The organism is Mucilaginibacter rubeus (assembly GCF_014643835.1).
In the GTDB taxonomy this organism is placed as follows: Bacteria; Bacteroidota; Bacteroidia; order Sphingobacteriales; family Sphingobacteriaceae; genus Mucilaginibacter; species Mucilaginibacter rubeus.
The window spans coordinates 1-17,182 of record NZ_BMKD01000008.1 but is presented as its reverse complement, the minus strand read 5'-3'; the positions used below and the strand labels follow the sequence as shown (position 1 = coordinate 17,182).

The 17,182-nt window shown below is 42.2% G+C and carries 19 protein-coding genes; 7 read left to right on the top strand and 12 right to left on the bottom strand.

The window, feature by feature from the left end:
• Positions 1 to 107 precede the first annotated feature (107 nt).
• From IEX80_RS22475 to IEX80_RS22425, 11 genes are all read right to left on the bottom strand, one after another.
• On the bottom strand, positions 108 to 1,583 hold the full coding sequence (locus IEX80_RS22475; protein ID WP_188834224.1) for a hypothetical protein: 1,476 nt from the start codon (positions 1,581 to 1,583) through the stop codon (positions 108 to 110).
• A gap of 15 nt (positions 1,584 to 1,598) precedes the next feature.
• Complete coding sequence (locus IEX80_RS22470; RefSeq protein WP_188834223.1) at positions 1,599 to 2,624, bottom strand: nucleoid-associated protein; 1,026 nt, start codon at positions 2,622 to 2,624, stop codon at positions 1,599 to 1,601.
• A 563-nt stretch (positions 2,625 to 3,187) separates the two neighbouring features.
• A complete protein-coding gene (locus tag IEX80_RS22465) occupies positions 3,188 to 4,558 on the bottom strand; it encodes a DUF4236 domain-containing protein (RefSeq protein ID WP_188834222.1) in 1,371 nt (456 codons plus the stop codon).
• Positions 4,559 to 4,592: 34 nt separating this feature from the next.
• The gene (locus tag IEX80_RS22460) at positions 4,593 to 5,591 is read right to left on the bottom strand and encodes a DUF4407 domain-containing protein (RefSeq protein WP_188834221.1); all 999 of its coding nucleotides are present in this window, start codon (positions 5,589 to 5,591) and stop codon (positions 4,593 to 4,595) included.
• Position 5,592: 1 nt separating this feature from the next.
• Entirely contained in the window at positions 5,593 to 6,177 is a 585-nt protein-coding gene (locus tag IEX80_RS22455) for a hypothetical protein (protein ID WP_188834220.1), read from the bottom strand.
• Positions 6,178 to 6,182: 5 nt separating this feature from the next.
• Entirely contained in the window at positions 6,183 to 6,563 is a 381-nt protein-coding gene (locus IEX80_RS22450; RefSeq protein ID WP_229701725.1) for an HNH endonuclease, read from the bottom strand.
• Between the two features lie 440 nt (positions 6,564 to 7,003).
• Positions 7,004 to 7,243, bottom strand: coding sequence for a protein L (locus tag IEX80_RS22445; protein ID WP_188834219.1), 240 nt, complete (start codon positions 7,241 to 7,243; stop codon positions 7,004 to 7,006).
• 23 nt (positions 7,244 to 7,266) lie between these two features.
• Positions 7,267 to 7,407, bottom strand: a complete 141-nt coding sequence (locus IEX80_RS22440) for a hypothetical protein (protein ID WP_188834218.1) — start codon at positions 7,405 to 7,407, stop codon at positions 7,267 to 7,269.
• 77 nt (positions 7,408 to 7,484) lie between these two features.
• Entirely contained in the window at positions 7,485 to 8,150 is a 666-nt protein-coding gene (locus tag IEX80_RS22435) for a response regulator transcription factor (RefSeq protein ID WP_188834217.1), read from the bottom strand.
• A gap of 10 nt (positions 8,151 to 8,160) precedes the next feature.
• Entirely contained in the window at positions 8,161 to 9,825 is a 1,665-nt protein-coding gene (locus tag IEX80_RS22430) for a tetratricopeptide repeat-containing sensor histidine kinase (protein ID WP_188834216.1), read from the bottom strand.
• Between the two features lie 95 nt (positions 9,826 to 9,920).
• The gene (locus IEX80_RS22425; protein WP_188834215.1) at positions 9,921 to 10,076 is read right to left on the bottom strand and encodes a hypothetical protein; all 156 of its coding nucleotides are present in this window, start codon (positions 10,074 to 10,076) and stop codon (positions 9,921 to 9,923) included.
• Positions 10,077 to 10,403: 327 nt separating this feature from the next.
• Here IEX80_RS22425 and IEX80_RS22420 point away from each other — a divergent pair, with 327 nt between their 5' ends.
• Entirely contained in the window at positions 10,404 to 11,306 is a 903-nt protein-coding gene (locus tag IEX80_RS22420) for a hypothetical protein (protein ID WP_188834214.1), read from the top strand.
• 359 nt (positions 11,307 to 11,665) lie between these two features.
• Here IEX80_RS22420 and IEX80_RS22415 read toward each other — a convergent pair whose 3' ends face one another.
• Positions 11,666 to 12,778, bottom strand: a complete 1,113-nt coding sequence (locus IEX80_RS22415; RefSeq protein WP_188834213.1) for a S1/P1 nuclease — start codon at positions 12,776 to 12,778, stop codon at positions 11,666 to 11,668.
• Between the two features lie 403 nt (positions 12,779 to 13,181).
• Between IEX80_RS22415 and IEX80_RS22410 the strand changes: the two genes are divergently transcribed.
• The 6 genes from IEX80_RS22410 (at position 13,182) to IEX80_RS28035 (ending at position 17,033) form a co-directional block, all read left to right on the top strand.
• Positions 13,182 to 13,370 (top strand): hypothetical protein, encoded by a 189-nt coding sequence (locus tag IEX80_RS22410; RefSeq protein WP_188834212.1) that lies wholly within the window; start codon positions 13,182 to 13,184, stop codon positions 13,368 to 13,370.
• A gap of 33 nt (positions 13,371 to 13,403) precedes the next feature.
• Positions 13,404 to 13,589, top strand: coding sequence for a hypothetical protein (locus tag IEX80_RS22405; RefSeq protein ID WP_188834211.1), 186 nt, complete (start codon positions 13,404 to 13,406; stop codon positions 13,587 to 13,589).
• The gene (locus IEX80_RS22400; protein ID WP_188834210.1) at positions 13,577 to 14,500 is read left to right on the top strand and encodes an IS3 family transposase; all 924 of its coding nucleotides are present in this window, start codon (positions 13,577 to 13,579) and stop codon (positions 14,498 to 14,500) included. The genes IEX80_RS22405 and IEX80_RS22400 overlap by 13 nt, the downstream gene beginning before the upstream one ends.
• Positions 14,501 to 14,978: 478 nt before the next feature.
• Complete coding sequence (locus IEX80_RS22395) at positions 14,979 to 15,536, top strand: BfmA/BtgA family mobilization protein (protein ID WP_188834209.1); 558 nt, start codon at positions 14,979 to 14,981, stop codon at positions 15,534 to 15,536.
• Between the two features lie 42 nt (positions 15,537 to 15,578).
• Positions 15,579 to 16,553 (top strand): DUF5712 family protein, encoded by a 975-nt coding sequence (locus tag IEX80_RS22390; protein ID WP_188834208.1) that lies wholly within the window; start codon positions 15,579 to 15,581, stop codon positions 16,551 to 16,553.
• Between the two features lie 339 nt (positions 16,554 to 16,892).
• On the top strand, positions 16,893 to 17,033 hold the full coding sequence (locus IEX80_RS28035) for a JAB domain-containing protein (RefSeq protein WP_188834207.1): 141 nt from the start codon (positions 16,893 to 16,895) through the stop codon (positions 17,031 to 17,033).
• The last annotated feature ends 149 nt before the right edge of the window (positions 17,034 to 17,182 follow it).

Below are 17,182 nucleotides of genomic sequence, written 5' to 3'. Positions count from 1 at the left end.
ATCCGTGTTCTGCGCTTTATTTGCTTTGCAGGATGCCGCTACTATCTCTGGCGGGAGGAAATCAAAAACGCCAATCTCTTCAATTTATTCGATTGCACAAGATTTGGCTATTTCTGGCTGAGGTAATAACTAGCGACAAATGCAGATAGTGCAACTAATACCACTACCCAAAGAATGGTGTAGATACTAATCTTTTTATTGATGAAAGCTTTATCCGCTTTGAACTCTTTATCACCGATCAAAATTCGGTCTATATCATCCGCATTCAAAAGATCGCTATAACGTAGTTTGAAGTTTTTGTAACTCTTTTTATAACGTTTTTTCTGTCCTATAGTATCGTTTCTGGAAATCATCATATAAACGAAAGATATAACTAGTATCAGAATGGCGAACCATGTGCTGTACATTGTAAACTTTGGTGAGATCGCTGAAGTACTCAGTATTTTTACAGCTACCATCGATGAGAATAAAGTTAAGACAGAGAGGGCGCTTTTTTGAAAAGTGCTCGCAAACCCCTCTACTATAGCATTTGCCCGCTTGTTGTAGTCAAGTAGTTGGTCCGACATCTTGTTTCGTATTTCTATGTATTGTTTGATATTCTGTTTTTCGTAAACCTTATAAGCGGACAAGATTGAACTGAACATGTTACCGCTAAAAGATAGATCATGTTGCGAATTTAAATGAAGGGAAACGATGTTTCTCGCGAGGCCAAGTTTGTCCGTAAGATTTCCGGACTCGTGGATCCAATTGTATATTTTTCGGTACTCCTCTACATAATTTTCAAACGGAAACGCCTCCAGGTTAACTGTCCCGTCGATGCTTTTATATCCATTTAACCGGAATGTAAGTTCGCTTTCCTTAATACTGCTGTTGTCGAAAATGGCTACAATCAACAGAGCGAACTCGATCTTACACAAAACATTCTTGATGATGCCTCTCGGCTCCGTATTGAATTGAAAATCCTCAGGGATGATTTGCTTATCCGATAAAGCGATTGCGTGTGTCGTAGACTGAATGTTTCGTAAGCGTTTTTGCCTCGTGGCGTCACCAAGAAAACCTATCTGTTCACAATTAGCAGATTCTGGCTGAAAAGCTATGGATGCAGAATTGAAGGAGCTTTTGATATCATTCGAAACAAGGACGATTGTCTCATGTGTCTTAATTAAGTCTGCAAAGAAGAGTACCGCCCCAGCAACATCAAAATCATTCAGATATATTTTTATATTATCTAAGGAATATAAAAACAGTCTTTTGTCAACGATAGCTTTTTCTATCACTACCTTGATAATGATCGATGAATCCTCATCAATACCTCCGATACCTACTTGTAATTCACTCTTGAATTGCTCAAAATCTCCTTTTAATGAATGCGTAATGACATCCGTCGCCTCATCAATGTTGACGTAAATTATGCACTTATCCGATCCGTAAACTTTCTTTAATTGTCCTTCTAATATTACAGCATCGGGTATATTGATTGACTTCAATTGATAAACAACTTCAGCTCGCTCAAAATCCTCTCTTGTCGAGGTGATTTTGAATTCATTGCTAAATAGTTTTAAAATGTTATCTGTAAAAATCATCTTATACCAATCCTCCTATTTCTTGAAGGCGTCATAACCCGCGTCACTTCGAATCTTTATATACTTTCTGTTGTTGTGTAGTTCCGGTGTTATCGTACTTTCAATATTAATCTCATCCTTAATGACCAAATCTATATTTTCTGTTAGATTAATCGAATATTTTATTTTTGCTGTTATTTCCGAAGGCTTTAAATTGAACCGCTCATCGAACGAATGTTTTTCCGGGAGCTTTCTAATTGACTCCTTTATTTTATCTATATCGACTTTTGTCGCATTCACAGCTTCGTAATTATCAAAACAGGCTTCAATGAGCTTCTCAATAGTAAATTCTTGGTTCGTACGAAAAAATCTGATGGTGGCATTTCTTAAATAGGTATGGTCGGCTGGCGACTCCTTTTTCAATTTTGAAAGCACTTTCGAGTCAATAATATTAAACGCTGTTTTGGTATTATAAATATCGTCCCAGAATTGATCTATTTCCAGAAAATCATCCCACCAGTAAGTCGCGCCCTTACTGTTTAAATCATGTACGACAATGTTTTCAACGAGGTCCACTTGGCTTAAATGAAACTGCGCCGATCTGAAGATTTTTCTTCTGATAGGATACCCACTATTTAGCTTCAAATCAACTTTATCGATATATTGAATGTCTTCTACTTTGCACAGCACAATTTTTTTAACGCCACGATCCTCAATCACGGAAATGATCAGTAAGCCTTCGTGAACTTCTATACCCATTCTGGCGACCCTATCCTGAACGGCGATCTCCTCCCTCAATAGGCGATTTGGAATAGTTTGTCCGAACGAAGTGCCGACTGGATTGATCGCGATCGGGAGCATGGTACTAACTACCTCTGTATTGGTACTGCGGAGCTTGAACTTTCGACCTCCCGGTGCCAACGAAACTTCATTGATTGAGCTTCTGATATATTTATAAAAATCTGTGTCTTCTGCTGTCAATGCTGTTTCGGAAACTGTGTTTCCCTTTAAATCTATCTTAAATATAGATGTATTGAGCAGTATAAGTTGTCTTTCTTCCATTTTAAGTCTAATTAATGCCGGTGCGCGACATTATCGATTATTGTTTATGTATGATTAAGGATTTAACTAAGATATACTTATTTTGATTAGGTGACTGACTATGATTATATAATAGATGGTTGAAGGAATCTTGATTGACAACCAAATTTCCTTCACTTAGATATCCCATTTTGCTTGACCATGCCGTTCCGCGCCCATTTCACCGGTGAGTTGTGTTTATGAGATCAAATTTTAAACGTCTGGTTCAGGTAGATATCGTGGTCAAAGTGTAATAGAACTCGATGTACACTTTTTCGGAACGTCTCGATCCACGACTACGGAATTTCCAAATTATCATTTTTCTCAGCAGTGGCTTGATATATTTACGCCCATATGGCGGAGAAAAAGCGTAATCAAAAGGAAAAAGATAAACTTGTACTATCGCTACTTCATCTACGTACTGACAAATCGATAGATCTCTCCAATGAGTTGCTTCGAAAAATACTTGATGAAGCACTGTTAATTGTCAATACCTGGAACCGCGTGGCCTCTTGCATTATAGGGTTAACGAATCACATTAAAACTTAACTAATGGCCATTCTGGCCTGTAAATCCCCGATCTGTCTGAGAAAGTCACTGAATGTATCCATCGCGCCTTTTTTTGAGGTCGTAATCACTTCATAGATCCCGGTGTCAGATCTCAGGGTATATTCTGAATAGGCACAGATGGGGATTTGGCGGTTGTTGTTGAAGCGACGGTCGGGGCCGCCGCTTCTGTTGACAAAGCGCCAGGTTCGATCGACGATCTGCGCGTCAGCCGGAACCATTTCGTCTTCAATAAAACGGGTGGTATAACCTGTAATATACAGGTTTTTGTAGAAAACTGCTGCAAAGGTGCCCCCTTGCTTTATAAGCATTCTTTCAGGTAAAAAATATAGTTCAAGGTTGCTGAGTTTGAGGTGTGGGATGGCAACATTGGTGATAAAGTACGGTAAAGGTAAACGGTTGCCGTAAATACCTCGGACCGGGGATCTTTTGATCAGTTTACCTGCACCACCGGTCCTTTTATAATCATTGGTCGGACTCGCGTTAAGGTACTGCCATATCCTTGCTGATCTTGAGAATGTACCGAAATGATTATTAAATTGCTGATAGATTTGCTTGAACTGTTCATCCATGTCGTAATGTAGTTCCATCTCAAATCTTTTTTTGTCCGATTTTTTTAATTTGATGATCAGCGGGATAAAGATCAGCAGTCCGGCACTAAGCTCATAAGCGGCATAGGGATTGGCGAGGAAAGTCTGTTCGGCGGATTCTTCGTCATGATGCACGTGTTCAGAATCCGCAAAACGGCGATTGATATAACCTATAGAATCGTTAAAGCCTACCTTTAACCATTTGGGATCCGAGGAATCCAATAAATTGAAAGTTTGCCTGTAAGAGGCGGCTTTTAAGACCGCCGACCGGGCGTCAGCTGTCGCCCGGATATTTACGCCTTCAAAGTTGGTTACTCTAACGAGTGTACTGTCCGTAGCTGGATGGGTAACCTGCGTCCTGCTCCCAAAAGATGTAAACAGGATGACTGAAAGGAAAGCGATCAGCGGGAAAATGCCAAACCAGTTCAGGTAAGATATTTGGCCTGCTTTTTTGGTCAGCTCAGCAATAAAGTCCCTGGAATCGGTGTCTGTTAGCTGCCCGATGGAGGCTGAAGCGATGTTATGTGTTTCTGCTGTGAAAGCGGGTGTAAGCTGCGGTTGAACCTGGGGGATAGAGGCTTGCGGGCCCGATATTTTACGACGATAGCTGATGCCATGAGAACTCAGGCTGACATAGGTTCCTTTGGGGCCAAAGTTAACGCGGGCACCTTTGACACCTACGGAATAACTGACGCCACTTTTTGAGAAATTGACCCTGAAGGGACCGGAACCGAATGATTTACGAAATGATAAGCCCATTATTGTGGTAAGGTTTAGGTGTATGTGTACTATCTTAAACTTCAGGAACCTGCATGGCCAAGAGTTTAAGTTTCCTTTTTTGCAGTTCCATATGGTGATGAATACAGACATCGTAATCTGTTTCGAGGTGTGATAGTTTGTTGACCATAATAAAGATCTCGATGCCAAGTAACAGAAGAAACCAAAGTGCCCAAACGAACAATGCCGGCCCGGAGTCGTGAAGGATACGGTACATCAATTGTAATTCGTATAGAAAGCCTTTGTCAGCTTTAACATCTTGTTCTACTTCATTCCTTAGCTTGATCAATCTGTTCTCTTGGTCGGTTTTGATTGTTCGCAGTTCTTTGATCTGCTGGTCTAACGACGGTACTATTGACATTTTAGGATTAGGTACAGAAGTCACAGTGACAGCTCTTGTTTTGACCAATACCGTATTTGTCTTGGATAATTTATTGGAATCAATAGTAGTCGAAGTTATCGGCACATTGTTTTTTTCCTTTGTCACCATTTGAATGGTCGGATGCTTTGATAGCTCGTCCAGTAACACTGCTCGTTCTGCCTCTTTTTTTGATATGCTTGAGTCAATTTCAGTAGTTTGCCTACGTAATTCCGCTTGTTTAGCTGGCAGCACTACATCCACTTCTGTATTCAGTTCGAGTTTTTGCTTGTGCGCAATATCTTGCTGAAAAATGATTTGGTCTATCACGATAGAGCCGATAATTGCCATAATAACCGCGATCAATCCTCTGATCCAATACTTGGCCTTGCCCTTTGCGTCCGCGAGAATGATCTGACGCTCGACCTGCAGAATAATCAATATGAACAGAATGGCACCGAAGATACTGATATACCATTCGCCTTTAAGGTATTTGCTTACGAAACAATAGCCAATAAAAGCCCATAACACACATATAATCAACAAGGCTGAAGTGTAGCGTTTCACGGCCCGCTGCGCAATTTCGCTGCAACCTGCTAAGATCTCATATTTGTAACCGGTCAAAAAACAACCGGATTTAATCCACCAGTTTTTCATTTCAAAACCTCCTTGTTAAAATATGATGATGTGAAATAGCTGCCAGCCCATTTTTAAACCCGCGTGTGTAGCTAATCAAAATGCCTTTACAATCACCATTTTCCTGCATCAAACTATCTTCAACGGCTTTTACTTTTTCAATATGACCCAATGCGATATTCTTTTTCATTTCAAGTTCTTCTACCATGTCGACCATACCGCTTCGTCCCCTGCTTGTGATATGATATTCCGTTTCCCTTATAAAATCCTCATAAAAGGTTTTTACTTTATTTATTGTCCGGCTAAGCTCATTTTTAAGTGCATCCAAGTTTTGATTCAAATGGCTGCTATCCGGGTTAAGTAAAGCGTCATCATATCCTTTTGCTTCGTGGTTACGGTCTAAAAATGAAAATAGTAATGCGATATTGTGGTCCACGGGCGATTGGCGGCTTTCAGTAAAATTGCTTGTCGCGGGGGCGGGTGATGCCGGTAACGTTTCAATAAATACCTTCTCGTCGATTTCCGGTAGGGGAACAGTCGCTGTCCCAGACCCGTTAAAGGAGGTGTGAGAACCGTTTTTTGCGGTGCTTTTGAAAAAGTTGAACATGATCTTTAAATAAATAAGGTTGGTACTTTGAATTTACTGTGGCCCCGCTGATGGCAATTTTGGCAGAGGGTGATGAGGAGATGCCCGGGATAATCCCAGGGCATTTTAAATGCCTGCTCCGCTTTAACAAAATGGTACTGGCGATGATGGACGAGCAGTTCATCTGCGCTCTTGCAAATGACACAACGAGCTTGGTCCCGGTTTATAATTTCCGCACGTTTGGATTTCCATTTTGGATCAAACAAGAGTGCCCCGTAGCTTCCGTGTCCAGGGGCTTTCTCTTGGGAGTTATCCATGCTTGCGGGATTCGTTAGCTGATCGTCGAATTCGTTACTAATGCGCTTGTTGCCGGACCTGGTAACGTCTGTGTAGCGGGGAGTTTGCATGTGCTTATTGATGCTTGGTACTTATTTGATTAATATGTCGAAAGACAAGAAAAAGAAATAAAGTGCTTTTCAGGTATTGGTTTTAGCTGTTGTGACAAGCAGGCGAACAAGTCTTGCAGCCGTCCGCTGTTGGATAAGTTTGTTTTGCCTTGGCGACAGCGGGGTAACAAGAGGAGAACTCACCTAGGTAAGATCTGCTTTGTATACTTGATAGATAAGGGCAGCTTTCGCTGTGAACTTCGTGGTCGCCGTTGTTTTGAGGGCGATTGTTTACATAATACTTTTTCATTGTTGTCAAACTAATAATGATGTTGTATCAAATGTAGGGAGGCTGAGGAGTGGATTTTTACGGGAAACCGTAAATGGTGATTCTTATAAAAAAGGGCACGTTTAATTTCGTGCCCTTTAAAGGATTTTACATGATATCCTTTTTTACTCTGTTATTTCGGATCATGATCCGCGTAGACGATCATCCTCCATCTGATTTTTCCTTGTGCTGGGCTGTGTTCGTGATGGTTCTGAGGAGGAAATTGACGACTTTCTTCTGCAACGATCTCCTTGCCGCAGCCCATGCATCGGTATATTCCCGAATGTGGCGGTTTTGCTCCCGGATTATGCTCTACTGTAAAAGCTTTGTCTGTGTTATGAGCTAAAAATTTGCTATCATTATAAAGAGCCATGATTCTTTATTTAATTTCGATTATCAATCTTTGGGTTTGTGGATGTGGGGTTTTAGATCCGGGTGCTTCGGTTTGGTAACCGGGTCGACCCTTCTTCTCCTGTCGTCAGAGCCGTCCTGTTTCTTTGGCTTTGGGCCCGGTTTGATTGCCTGAATTTTTTCCATAATGTGATATTTAATTTCTGTTGAACAAATATGACATTCTGTATATACTAATTTTTACGGTTTCCCGTACACCGGATTTAAATGATCTTGTTATCCTTACAATAGGCAATAAGTTGCTCGTTTTTGGTGAAGCCCAGTGCTTCCTTAATCTGGTTTAGCCGTTTTTCCACGCTGCTCAAGCTGGAAGCTTTCGCGCCGTTCTGCTGGAGGTAAGCGGGGATATCTTTCTGCCGTGTTCCTTCTGCGAGCTGCGTAACGATCATCAGGTCATAGGCACTGAAGTCATGTGCGTTTTTGGTTCTCAGGGCCATGCGGAATTCAGGGGATAGGTATTTTTTACCGTTCTGCAGGGCTTCAATCGCTTCCTTTAGTTCGATGGTATCGCGGCGCCCTTTGTAAACATATGCATGTATATCGAGTTCCTGGAATAGTTTGCTGACAACTGCGGGGCTGGATTCCGCGGAGAATACGATTAATTTTAAATCGGGCTGTAGTTTTTTCGCTGCTTCAATAAGTGCCGCGCCGTCACTGATCTTTTGTTCCCGCCCGTCTTCTGCGAAAGAAAGGTCAGTAATAAGCAGTTCGAATGCGTCGTTTTCCTGGATCGCTTTTTTTAACCTGAGCAGGGCGTCATCGCAATAGTAAGCGTATTGTGTACCGGAAATATCCAGTTCTTTAAGGGTGTGTTCGACAGAGATCTTGACACTTTGATGGTCTTCAGCTATAATTACTTTATTAAACATAATGAATCGTTTAGGCGATGGGGAAGGTGATCTTGATTTCAAGGCCACTACCTGCACTGCTTTCAAAAGTAATAGTGCCCTTAATCGAATTTATACGGTTTCCCGTATTTATCAGCCCATTTTGCCGGGCATGCCCGTCTGACAGGCCAATGCCATTGTCAAAATAGGTAATGAGGCAGAGATCGCCACGTTCTTCGAATTTGATAACGACATTATTAGCCCGGCTGTGTTTTTCCATGTTAACCATCAGTTCTTGCAGGATGTATTTTAGCTCAAACTTGTAAACAGTATTGATCTTTTGCCAAATCTCGGCGCTGTTGCCAACGATAACCACCTTGGTGTTTTCTGATCCGAATGATTGTAAAAGGCCTGATATGGTTTTATGAAAATCGATATCTGAACCGGGGATCATTTCGTGTGAGATATCACGTGCGCGCTGGTAAACGTCATCTATATCATCAATGAGCCAGTCCTGGTTCAATTCGGGAACGTGCTGTACTTTTTTCATGATGCTGTATATGTCGTTAGCCAGGGTATCATGCACTTTCTTTGATGCTTTTCGCTGGGTTTCAAGAATAGCCTCCTTTTTTTCATGCTCCTGCCTGTGTTTTTTATTCCTGTACCAGCGAATGGCAACTATTCCCAGAATTATAAAAACTGAAATCGTAATGTAAAAGCGGATGGTTTGTCTCGCGATCTGATATTGTTTTTCTGAGTTATCTTTTTGCAATTTGAGGTTTTCAGCTTTATTTTTTTCCACGTTGTAGCGGATCAGCGCGAATTGATTTTTAGCCGAATTACGAGCCGTCTGTATGCTGTCATTTAGTGCACGGTAGCGCGCAAAATAGTTTTTTGTCTGGGCAACCGGACTATTCCTGATCAGCTTTTCGAGCGCCTGGACCTGATCATCGGGGCTATTTAGCTGTCTGGCGACGGCGTACATCGCACGGGCGTAAAATAAAGCGGAATCCGGGTGAGAACGGTCATAGTAATCGGACAGATGGGCATAACTGGAATTTTGCCCCCATTGATCGTTCTTCTCCAGCCGAATGCGTAATGCTTTCAGCAAATCAGTTTTTGCGTTGAATGCCGTAGATTGAAGCCATCGGGTGAAAGCAAGGTTGGTCAGTACACGGGCATAAGCGACGCTGTCGTTACCTGACTGCCTGATTATAGTTGTGTAAAGTGCTATAGCCCGGCGATAGTTTTTAGTTTCCTGAAACGCGATCGCCTGATTATTTAAGGCCAGCGCTATGAGGTTACTGTCATTCGTAAAATGAAGGGTCTTATTGTAATATCCGATAGCGGCTTCATAGTTTTTGAGATTAGAACTATTCATTCCCAGTTCATTATAGTCACTGGCGAGATAAGGGTAGTGCTTGGGGTTATTTTCATTTAAAAACTTCAGGGATTGGGTAAGGCTCTCCTGTGCCCCATAATAATCACCTGCATCTGACTGGATCATCGCCATATTATTGTAGGCGAGTGCTATAGGTAGGCTATCCTTAGAATTTGAGGTTACTTTGTTAAAGTAGTAAAACGCCGAGTCCGTTTGTTGACTTAATAAACTATAGGCTTTTTTATAAGTGCCCCAATCCTCTTTAGGTGCTGGCTTCAGCGCTTGGCGACAGGAAAAAAACGATAAAAGGTAAAGGAAAAAAAGTAACTTTTTCAACAGGTTATATTTAACCTAAAAATAGAAAAGCATTTGGAAAGCAACAAGTTCAGCTAACAAAAAAGGCGGACCTAAGCCCGCCTTTTAGGAATAGATTAACTCCCCGGTGGCGGAGGCGGAGGAGGAAAGTGTCCTTTGTCGCCGCCGGTATCGTTGGTTGCTGTTGCGTTTACAGCAGTGGTATTGTGGTTCTGGTTGTTATGCTTAGGGCATGCGAATGCCATAAATATTGCAAGGAATAAATTAAACATTTCTCAAAAAATTAAATGGTTGAAGATTTCTGCAGGGCCACACGGGACTATCCCGTGAGCTTTCGCAGGTTAATTTTTGGGAAGTGAGCGTTTGGAAAACGGGAGCTTTTAGCTGCCTCCCAAGCCAGTTTATGGCCCCGCTTTCCTTTCGCTGTTTAAATCAGTTTCGTGCACTGTCCCGACCGGCCGACCGGGGTTGTTTTGATTTATGAAGCAAAGGTATAGTGGCTAATTCGCTTGACATCAGGTTGTTCCGTTAATTCCTTTTGTTCCGGAATTCTTCCGTTAATTCCTTGATATTTCCGGAAATAGCTTATTTTTAGAGGGATGTATACTGATAGATTTGCTGCTTATAAGAAGGAAGTTGTAGATGCTTTTCACCAGCGGCAATTGTTAGCCGATGAAGACTGGCTGATCAGGCCGACAAGGGGCAGGATCAGGCAACGGCTTTTAAAGCTGATGGAGGATGGGATTGGACGGCGTGACGTGCCTATGTTGGTTCGTTATCTCGAGATGAATGCCGGTGATAATGATTATTTAGCTGCAATAAAAGATACAGATGCGGATGATTTTCGAGGGTTTGAGAAATTCCTGTTAAATACTTCGATAAGTACCGCTGAAAAAAATGTGGAATTGCTGGCGTGGCTTATTGATTTCCCGGCCCGGCCGTTCCAGGAATATATCAAAAGTGGGGGAGTTGATCCTGACGTAATTGAAGAAAATGTCTCAAGTAGTCCAATAGAAGAGGTGCTTGATAACGTCATTGATAATAATGATGCGACAGGCAGTAAAACGGAAGGGAATGAGACGAATACAGAAATTATTGGGCAAGAAGAAATAATAAGTCAAAAGAAATCGGTTAGTAAAGACTGGCGCCTATATATAGGAATAGCAATGGTCATTTTACTGGTTGGGCTAATTTGGATGCTCGCCCCTGGCAATAAAGAATGTATGTATTGGAACGATGATCATTATGTGGCTACTTCCTGCAATATCCCTAAACCAGATACTTCGTTCATCCTTCTTGACGAGGCCCGCTTGAAAAGTTTTCGGAGGATCAAACGGGTGGATACGCTTACTGCCTATGCGGTAGGCAGATTTTGGTATGTCCGGGTCGCTGATAGCATTGAGGTATTTTCGGCAGGAGGGATCCATCCCTTATACCCTGATAAAAAGCTCAAGAAAGTGACCGATTACGTGGTGAATGTTTGCCGTAGCCATCATCATTAGTGAGTGGTAATAATGGATTACGGGAAACCTTAAAGAAAATGGGTTTGATCATTTAATTTTGAATAAAAAATAACCGGACCGATCATGAGACCTCTTTTTTTATTGTTTGCTTTATTACTGCATGTCCAGAAAACTCACAAGTCAGTGGTATATATCTGCGACAGCCCTAAGGCCAAAAAGTACCACCTTAGAAATGACTGCCGCGGGCTGAGCAACTGCACGCATAAGATCATAGAAATATCGCTTGAGGAAGCGAAGAAAAGAAAGCTTGAGCTTTGTAAACTCGATTGAATACGTTAATAAAAAAACCGGGCCTGCTGTTGGCAAGCCCGGTTTTACCTGTATTTGAGCACCTCCGTTTATTTATTGATGCTGACAGCGCTTGGCTCATTAACTACAATTTCCGGTTTTCCTTTAAAGTCAATCACTGTTCCTTTTACGGTAATGGTTTTGTCGCTTAACCGGGTGGCCAATTGTTTAGCCTCCCCTTTGAGCGCGATGGTCAGTAGTTGATGGGGGTAAGCGGCCCCCAAATTTACCAGTACCATGCTTCCGATGTCTTTACTGCTGTATACTTTGCCTGTGACGATGACCTCTTTTCCGACGCTGGCTGCGCTGTTTTCCAGTTTGACCTTTTGAGGTTGAACTGTATTGGCGGTTGCTGGCGGCGTCACTGCTTCTGGTTTGGGTAGGTTGACTTTGGTGTCATTAAATAATTTATTCAATTCACCGGCAAGCCTGATGCCCGCCTGGTCGATCCTTAAATGAATGGTCTGGATGTACTTTTTATAATATGCTTCATCTATATTCTGGCCGGGTTTCACATCCGCGTATAGTTCGCTGCTGATCTCGTAGCTTTCCCAAAGCCATTCTATCGGGCCTGAGGCCTGCCATTTTTTGATCTGGGTCTCGTTCGCCCAGTCGTATTGTTTCGCTATTTCTTCTTCGCTCAATCCTTCATGGTCGATTAGTTTGCTGTCCCAAAGGCTGTGCAGATTCGTTCCTTTGTTATCGAAGCGCAGCTGGATAGTATTTCCGCCTTTGTCTTCAGCACGGCTGATGTGCATGGGTTGATGGGCATCGCCAATAAGGTGTATAAGATACTTTAACGCGAGGGTTCTTTGTTCAGATGTTGATCCGTTGTCTTTCAGGATGGCCTCTTCTTTTAGGATGGCGCCATAAACGTTATCGTTGCTTTGATGGTTAACGAAGTCCACAAATTGCTGGTGGTTCAAACCTAACGGAAGATTCAGGAAATGCCATTTACCGGTGGTCGGGTTCCTGTGTTCGTCAGCCCAGGTGCTGACGTCGGCCATGCCTTCACCATTAAGATAGGCAGATACAGCATAAGCTGTATTGGCGGTGAGGTGTTTTTGCGCAATGGTAGCTACGGCCCTGTGTCCCTTATAGCCCCATGATATGAGAGCAATCGATATAGTTATTAACGCGGTGCTCAATACTGTTTTTCTCATGGGGCAAATGTAAACAAGTACATGAATAAATGCTAAAATTTTTAGTTTTTAGTAAGGCAATGAACAAATGCTCATATTCTCTTACTTCAACTTTCATTGTATTTTTTTATTTACCACAATGATACAGATACTTCGATATTCTCCGTTTTCGAAATGCGAATTTTATTTAAATTGTTAACTTTAGGTTAAAGTCTAACCTATGCGAGAACAATACTTTAAACACCGGGCACCTTTTGATTTTAACAAAAGCTCTAATGATATAGGCCGCCCATTGTTTTGGAATAAGAAGGTAGAGGACAATCACTTTCTTAACCTGCTTTATCGCAAGAGTGAACAAGAATTTGATCAACTATATAAATACTGTCTTGTCCTGAAATAGGTTTACACCTAACAAGGACAAAACATGGAAGAAAAAAGATTCAAATCGAAACAGCGACCCAGTAAGTTTTTCAGTGTAAAACAGAAGCATGAGATCATCAAAGCCTATTTGGAAGGCGGCAAATCAAAGCAGCAGGTATGGCAGGAGTTTACCGGTGACGAAGAAGAGAAAGGGCAGATCATAAAGTATATGAGGCAATTGGGCTACCTTTAAGCTACGGTTAAAAAGAAGCCGGCCACATTTTACATGAAAGATAAAACAGCCAGTAAGCCGGTGCCATTGCCACCAAAAAATGAAAAAGACGTTGAGATCGATAAGCTCAAAAATGAGTTACAGGATTGCCACATACGTGAACAATACTATTTGACCATGATAGAGATAGCAGAGAATGAACTTAAAATCAGCATTAGAAAAAAGTCATGTACCAAGTAATCTATAAAATGAAAGAAAGCAACAAGGATTTAAGCCTGGCCAGGATCTGCCGGTTGCTTGGTATCACCAGGCAAGCCTATTACCAGCACTGGCAGCACAATGAAATAGTGAACATCGAGCAGGAACTGGTGATCAAACAAGTCATACAACTTAGGAAAGATCATCGCCATATGGGCACCAGGAAGCTATATGAGCTGCTTCAGCCCTTTCTGTTGGAGCACCAGATCAAAATAGGCAGAGATGCTTTGTTTGATCTCTTAGCCTCCCACAAGCTACTGGTGAAAAGATATAAACGGCGTGTATCGACCACCGACTCTTTTCATATGTACCGAAAGTTCCCAAACCAGATAAAAGGTTTTGTGCCGCGCAGGCCAAACCAGCTTTGGGTGAGCGATATAACCTACTGGAGGATCAATGGCGGCTTCCTTTACATCAGCTTCATTACAGATGCTTATTCAAGGAAGATCGTTGGCTACAACCTGGCGGAGAACTTGTTAGCGGTACAAACGGTCAATGCGCTCAAAATGGCCCTGACAACGATAGATGATGCATCCTTTTTAACGCGCCATTCTGACCGGGGGCTGCAATATTGCTGTAAGGAATACCTGCAGATCCTGGAAGAGAACAATATCAGGATCAGTATGACCGAGAGCAGCGACCCCAGGGACAACGCGATTGCCGAACGGGTCAATGGTATCATTAAGAACGAGTATCTCAGCAGTTATAACGTACACAACATAGAGGAAGGTAAACAGGTGCTGGATTTCGTGATCGGCCTTTATAACGACGAGCGGCCTCATATGAGCTTGGGCAACCTGACGCCGAATACCATTCATGAAGAAAAAGCAAAGCCAGAGCAACTATGGAAGAATTACTATAACCGAAGCCAGGCCCATGATTTATCAACATAAAAAGGAGGTTTTGTAAAAAGAAAAAAAGAAGCAAAAAAAGAAAAACGCATTGATATGTGGACAACGCTACGCGTTCCCCACATATCAACACGACAAACAAACAACAATTAATCATTTAATAATGAGAAAAGAAAATCCCGAGGCAGTCTCATTGAGATGTCCTGAAAAAAACGGTACACTTGTAAATCCATTTCAGGATTACCGTACTGCTGTCAATCTATTGCAGGACGAATAAGAAAAAACTGTCAACGTATTTCAGGACGAGTCAAGGGAGCAAGGGAGCAAGGGAGCAAGCGGAAGTTGGGCAGAGCCCTACTTTGCTTGCCCTACGCTTCGCTACGGGGGATTTACGTATCCTCCAGGGATACTTTAGGGCGTTTACGCCAAAGAAATAAAAGAAAAGAGGATACTTCGGAGTATCCTGCATATAGAGGTAAAGGTATTGCTGCATAGACAGCCATTTAGTCGGTTTGAAAATATGAGTGTAGAAGATATCAATGTAAGATCAGTGAGGTATCCGGTCGCGGTAGACCAGAAGTTTGAAAAGATCGCCCTTAAACTGGGAAGGACGAAGCGGCAGGTTTTTATCCAGATGGTAGACTATTTTTATAAAAGCAAGAAAGATCCGCTGGACCTGAATGATGAATTATTAAAGAATGCTTTAATGAAGAATCATCAGCAATATATCGGTTTTATCAGAAACCAGGAGAATATGCTGCTCATTCCGATCAAAACGGAAATGGACAGGATATTTGTGTCGCAAGGCAAGATCATAGAAAGTTTCAATGCCCAAGTTCTCAAGGCAAATACGGATTTGTTGAATAATCAGCATGCTTTGGCGCAAAGGCTAACCGGCATAGATGCCCTGATGAATACGATCTCGAAAAGCCAAAAAAGTAAGGAACATTTAAAAAAGCAATTCCTGTTTATTCTTGACAGTTACATCAGATCCAGGGACGCTTTCGGTATGATGACCTCAGGCCGGGAAAAGGATGAGCTGATCGCGCTTACCAGATCACAGGTCAGTTTGCTTTAATCATCATTAATCTTAATTATTTTTTAGGGTATAAGGAGACTTATGTTTATCAATATCACAGACAACAAGGAAGCGGCAAACAAAGGTAGCAGCGCAGGGCTGGTAAATTATCTGGAAAAAGAAAATAGGATTGACCATAAACAGGAACCTGAATGCTGGTTCAATGGTCAGCGGATCAGGATCGAACCTTATGAGGTCATGCGCAGCATCGATGGTAATGTTGCCAAGCTGGGCAAAGACGACGCTAAGTTTTTCCTGGTCAATATCAGCCCGAGTCAGAAAGAGATAAGGTTCTTAAAAGAACAATTTGGCGACCAGGGTTCTATAGAACAGATGAAGGGATTTGCAGTCAGGGTGATGGATGCTTATGCCAGGAACTTTAACCGGAATGGTGTCAATGGTAACGAAGACCTGTTATGGTTCGCCAAGCTGGAAAACTATCGGTATTACAGCCATAATGATCCGGAAGTAAAACAGGGTTTGAAACAGCGGGGGGAACGTAAGGAGGGCGAGCAGATGCATGTGCAGGTTATCGTCAGCCGTAAGGACATAACCAATAAGATCAAGCTTAGCCCAATGAACACTTCGAGGGGCAAGAACGAAGCGCATTCCAAAAAGATGGGCCAATTTGATCGGGTAGCATTTAAACAAATCGGGGAGTCTCTTTTTGATAGTCTGTTTGGATTTGACAGGCAGCTTAAAGATACGATGGCATACGCCAATATACAGAAGAACGGCGAGATATCACAGCGGGAACAGCTGGGCGTATTGGTTGAAGGTGCTTCGCAGAATTATGAAAGCAGGTCGGTGGCGAATGAACTTGCGCAGGGGGTAGCTGATGGTTTGTTTACGACAACGGGCGAGATGCTGTCCGCAGCGGGGAATACAGCTGCAGGCTTCCTGGAAGTGATGCTGGAACCAATGTATATGGGAGGTGCTAACATCGTTGCAGAAAGTGAGATTGAGGAAAAGAGAAAACGAAAGAGAAAATCCAGGGGCAGGAACATTTCACGTTGAATTAGGAAGTTACTACAAACAAATATTTCATTTTGAAAGACGAAAATGGCCATGCGGCTGCGGCAGGAGGGTATTCGTTCCTCATACACACCTGCCTTTCCCACTCGCGGGTTTTCGATTAGTCAACAGCACCGCTGTCACAAAGATAGCTCCGCAGGCAAACCGTCAAGGGCATGTGAACCGGCTATCGCCGCCCATTGACAGTTTGCCTGCTAACAGCTCAGGTTGTTTAAGCGGTGATATGACAGGTGTGTAAATACTGGCAACAGCGATACTACACATTTCGACATAAAGTTTACCTTTCCTTTGCATTAAGCAGCATGGCAACAAATATCATAATTGTACAATAATCCATCTGTAGAGCTTCGCCCATCATTGGCACATTATCAAGCGACAGATCGATTAAAAAAGGTAGCGAAGCTTTTAGATATACGCCTCTTAGATCATTTAATAATAAAAAAAAAGGTTATTATTCATTAATGGATAACAAAAAGCCCCTTTCGTTTGTGGCCGTTGCGCAACTAAACTGAGGTTTTCAAATAACCCAGTCGAATAAAGTTCGATTGGGTTATTTTTTTTATAAACATTTGACAATCAGGTATTTGTTTTGTATATTAAGGACATGCAAG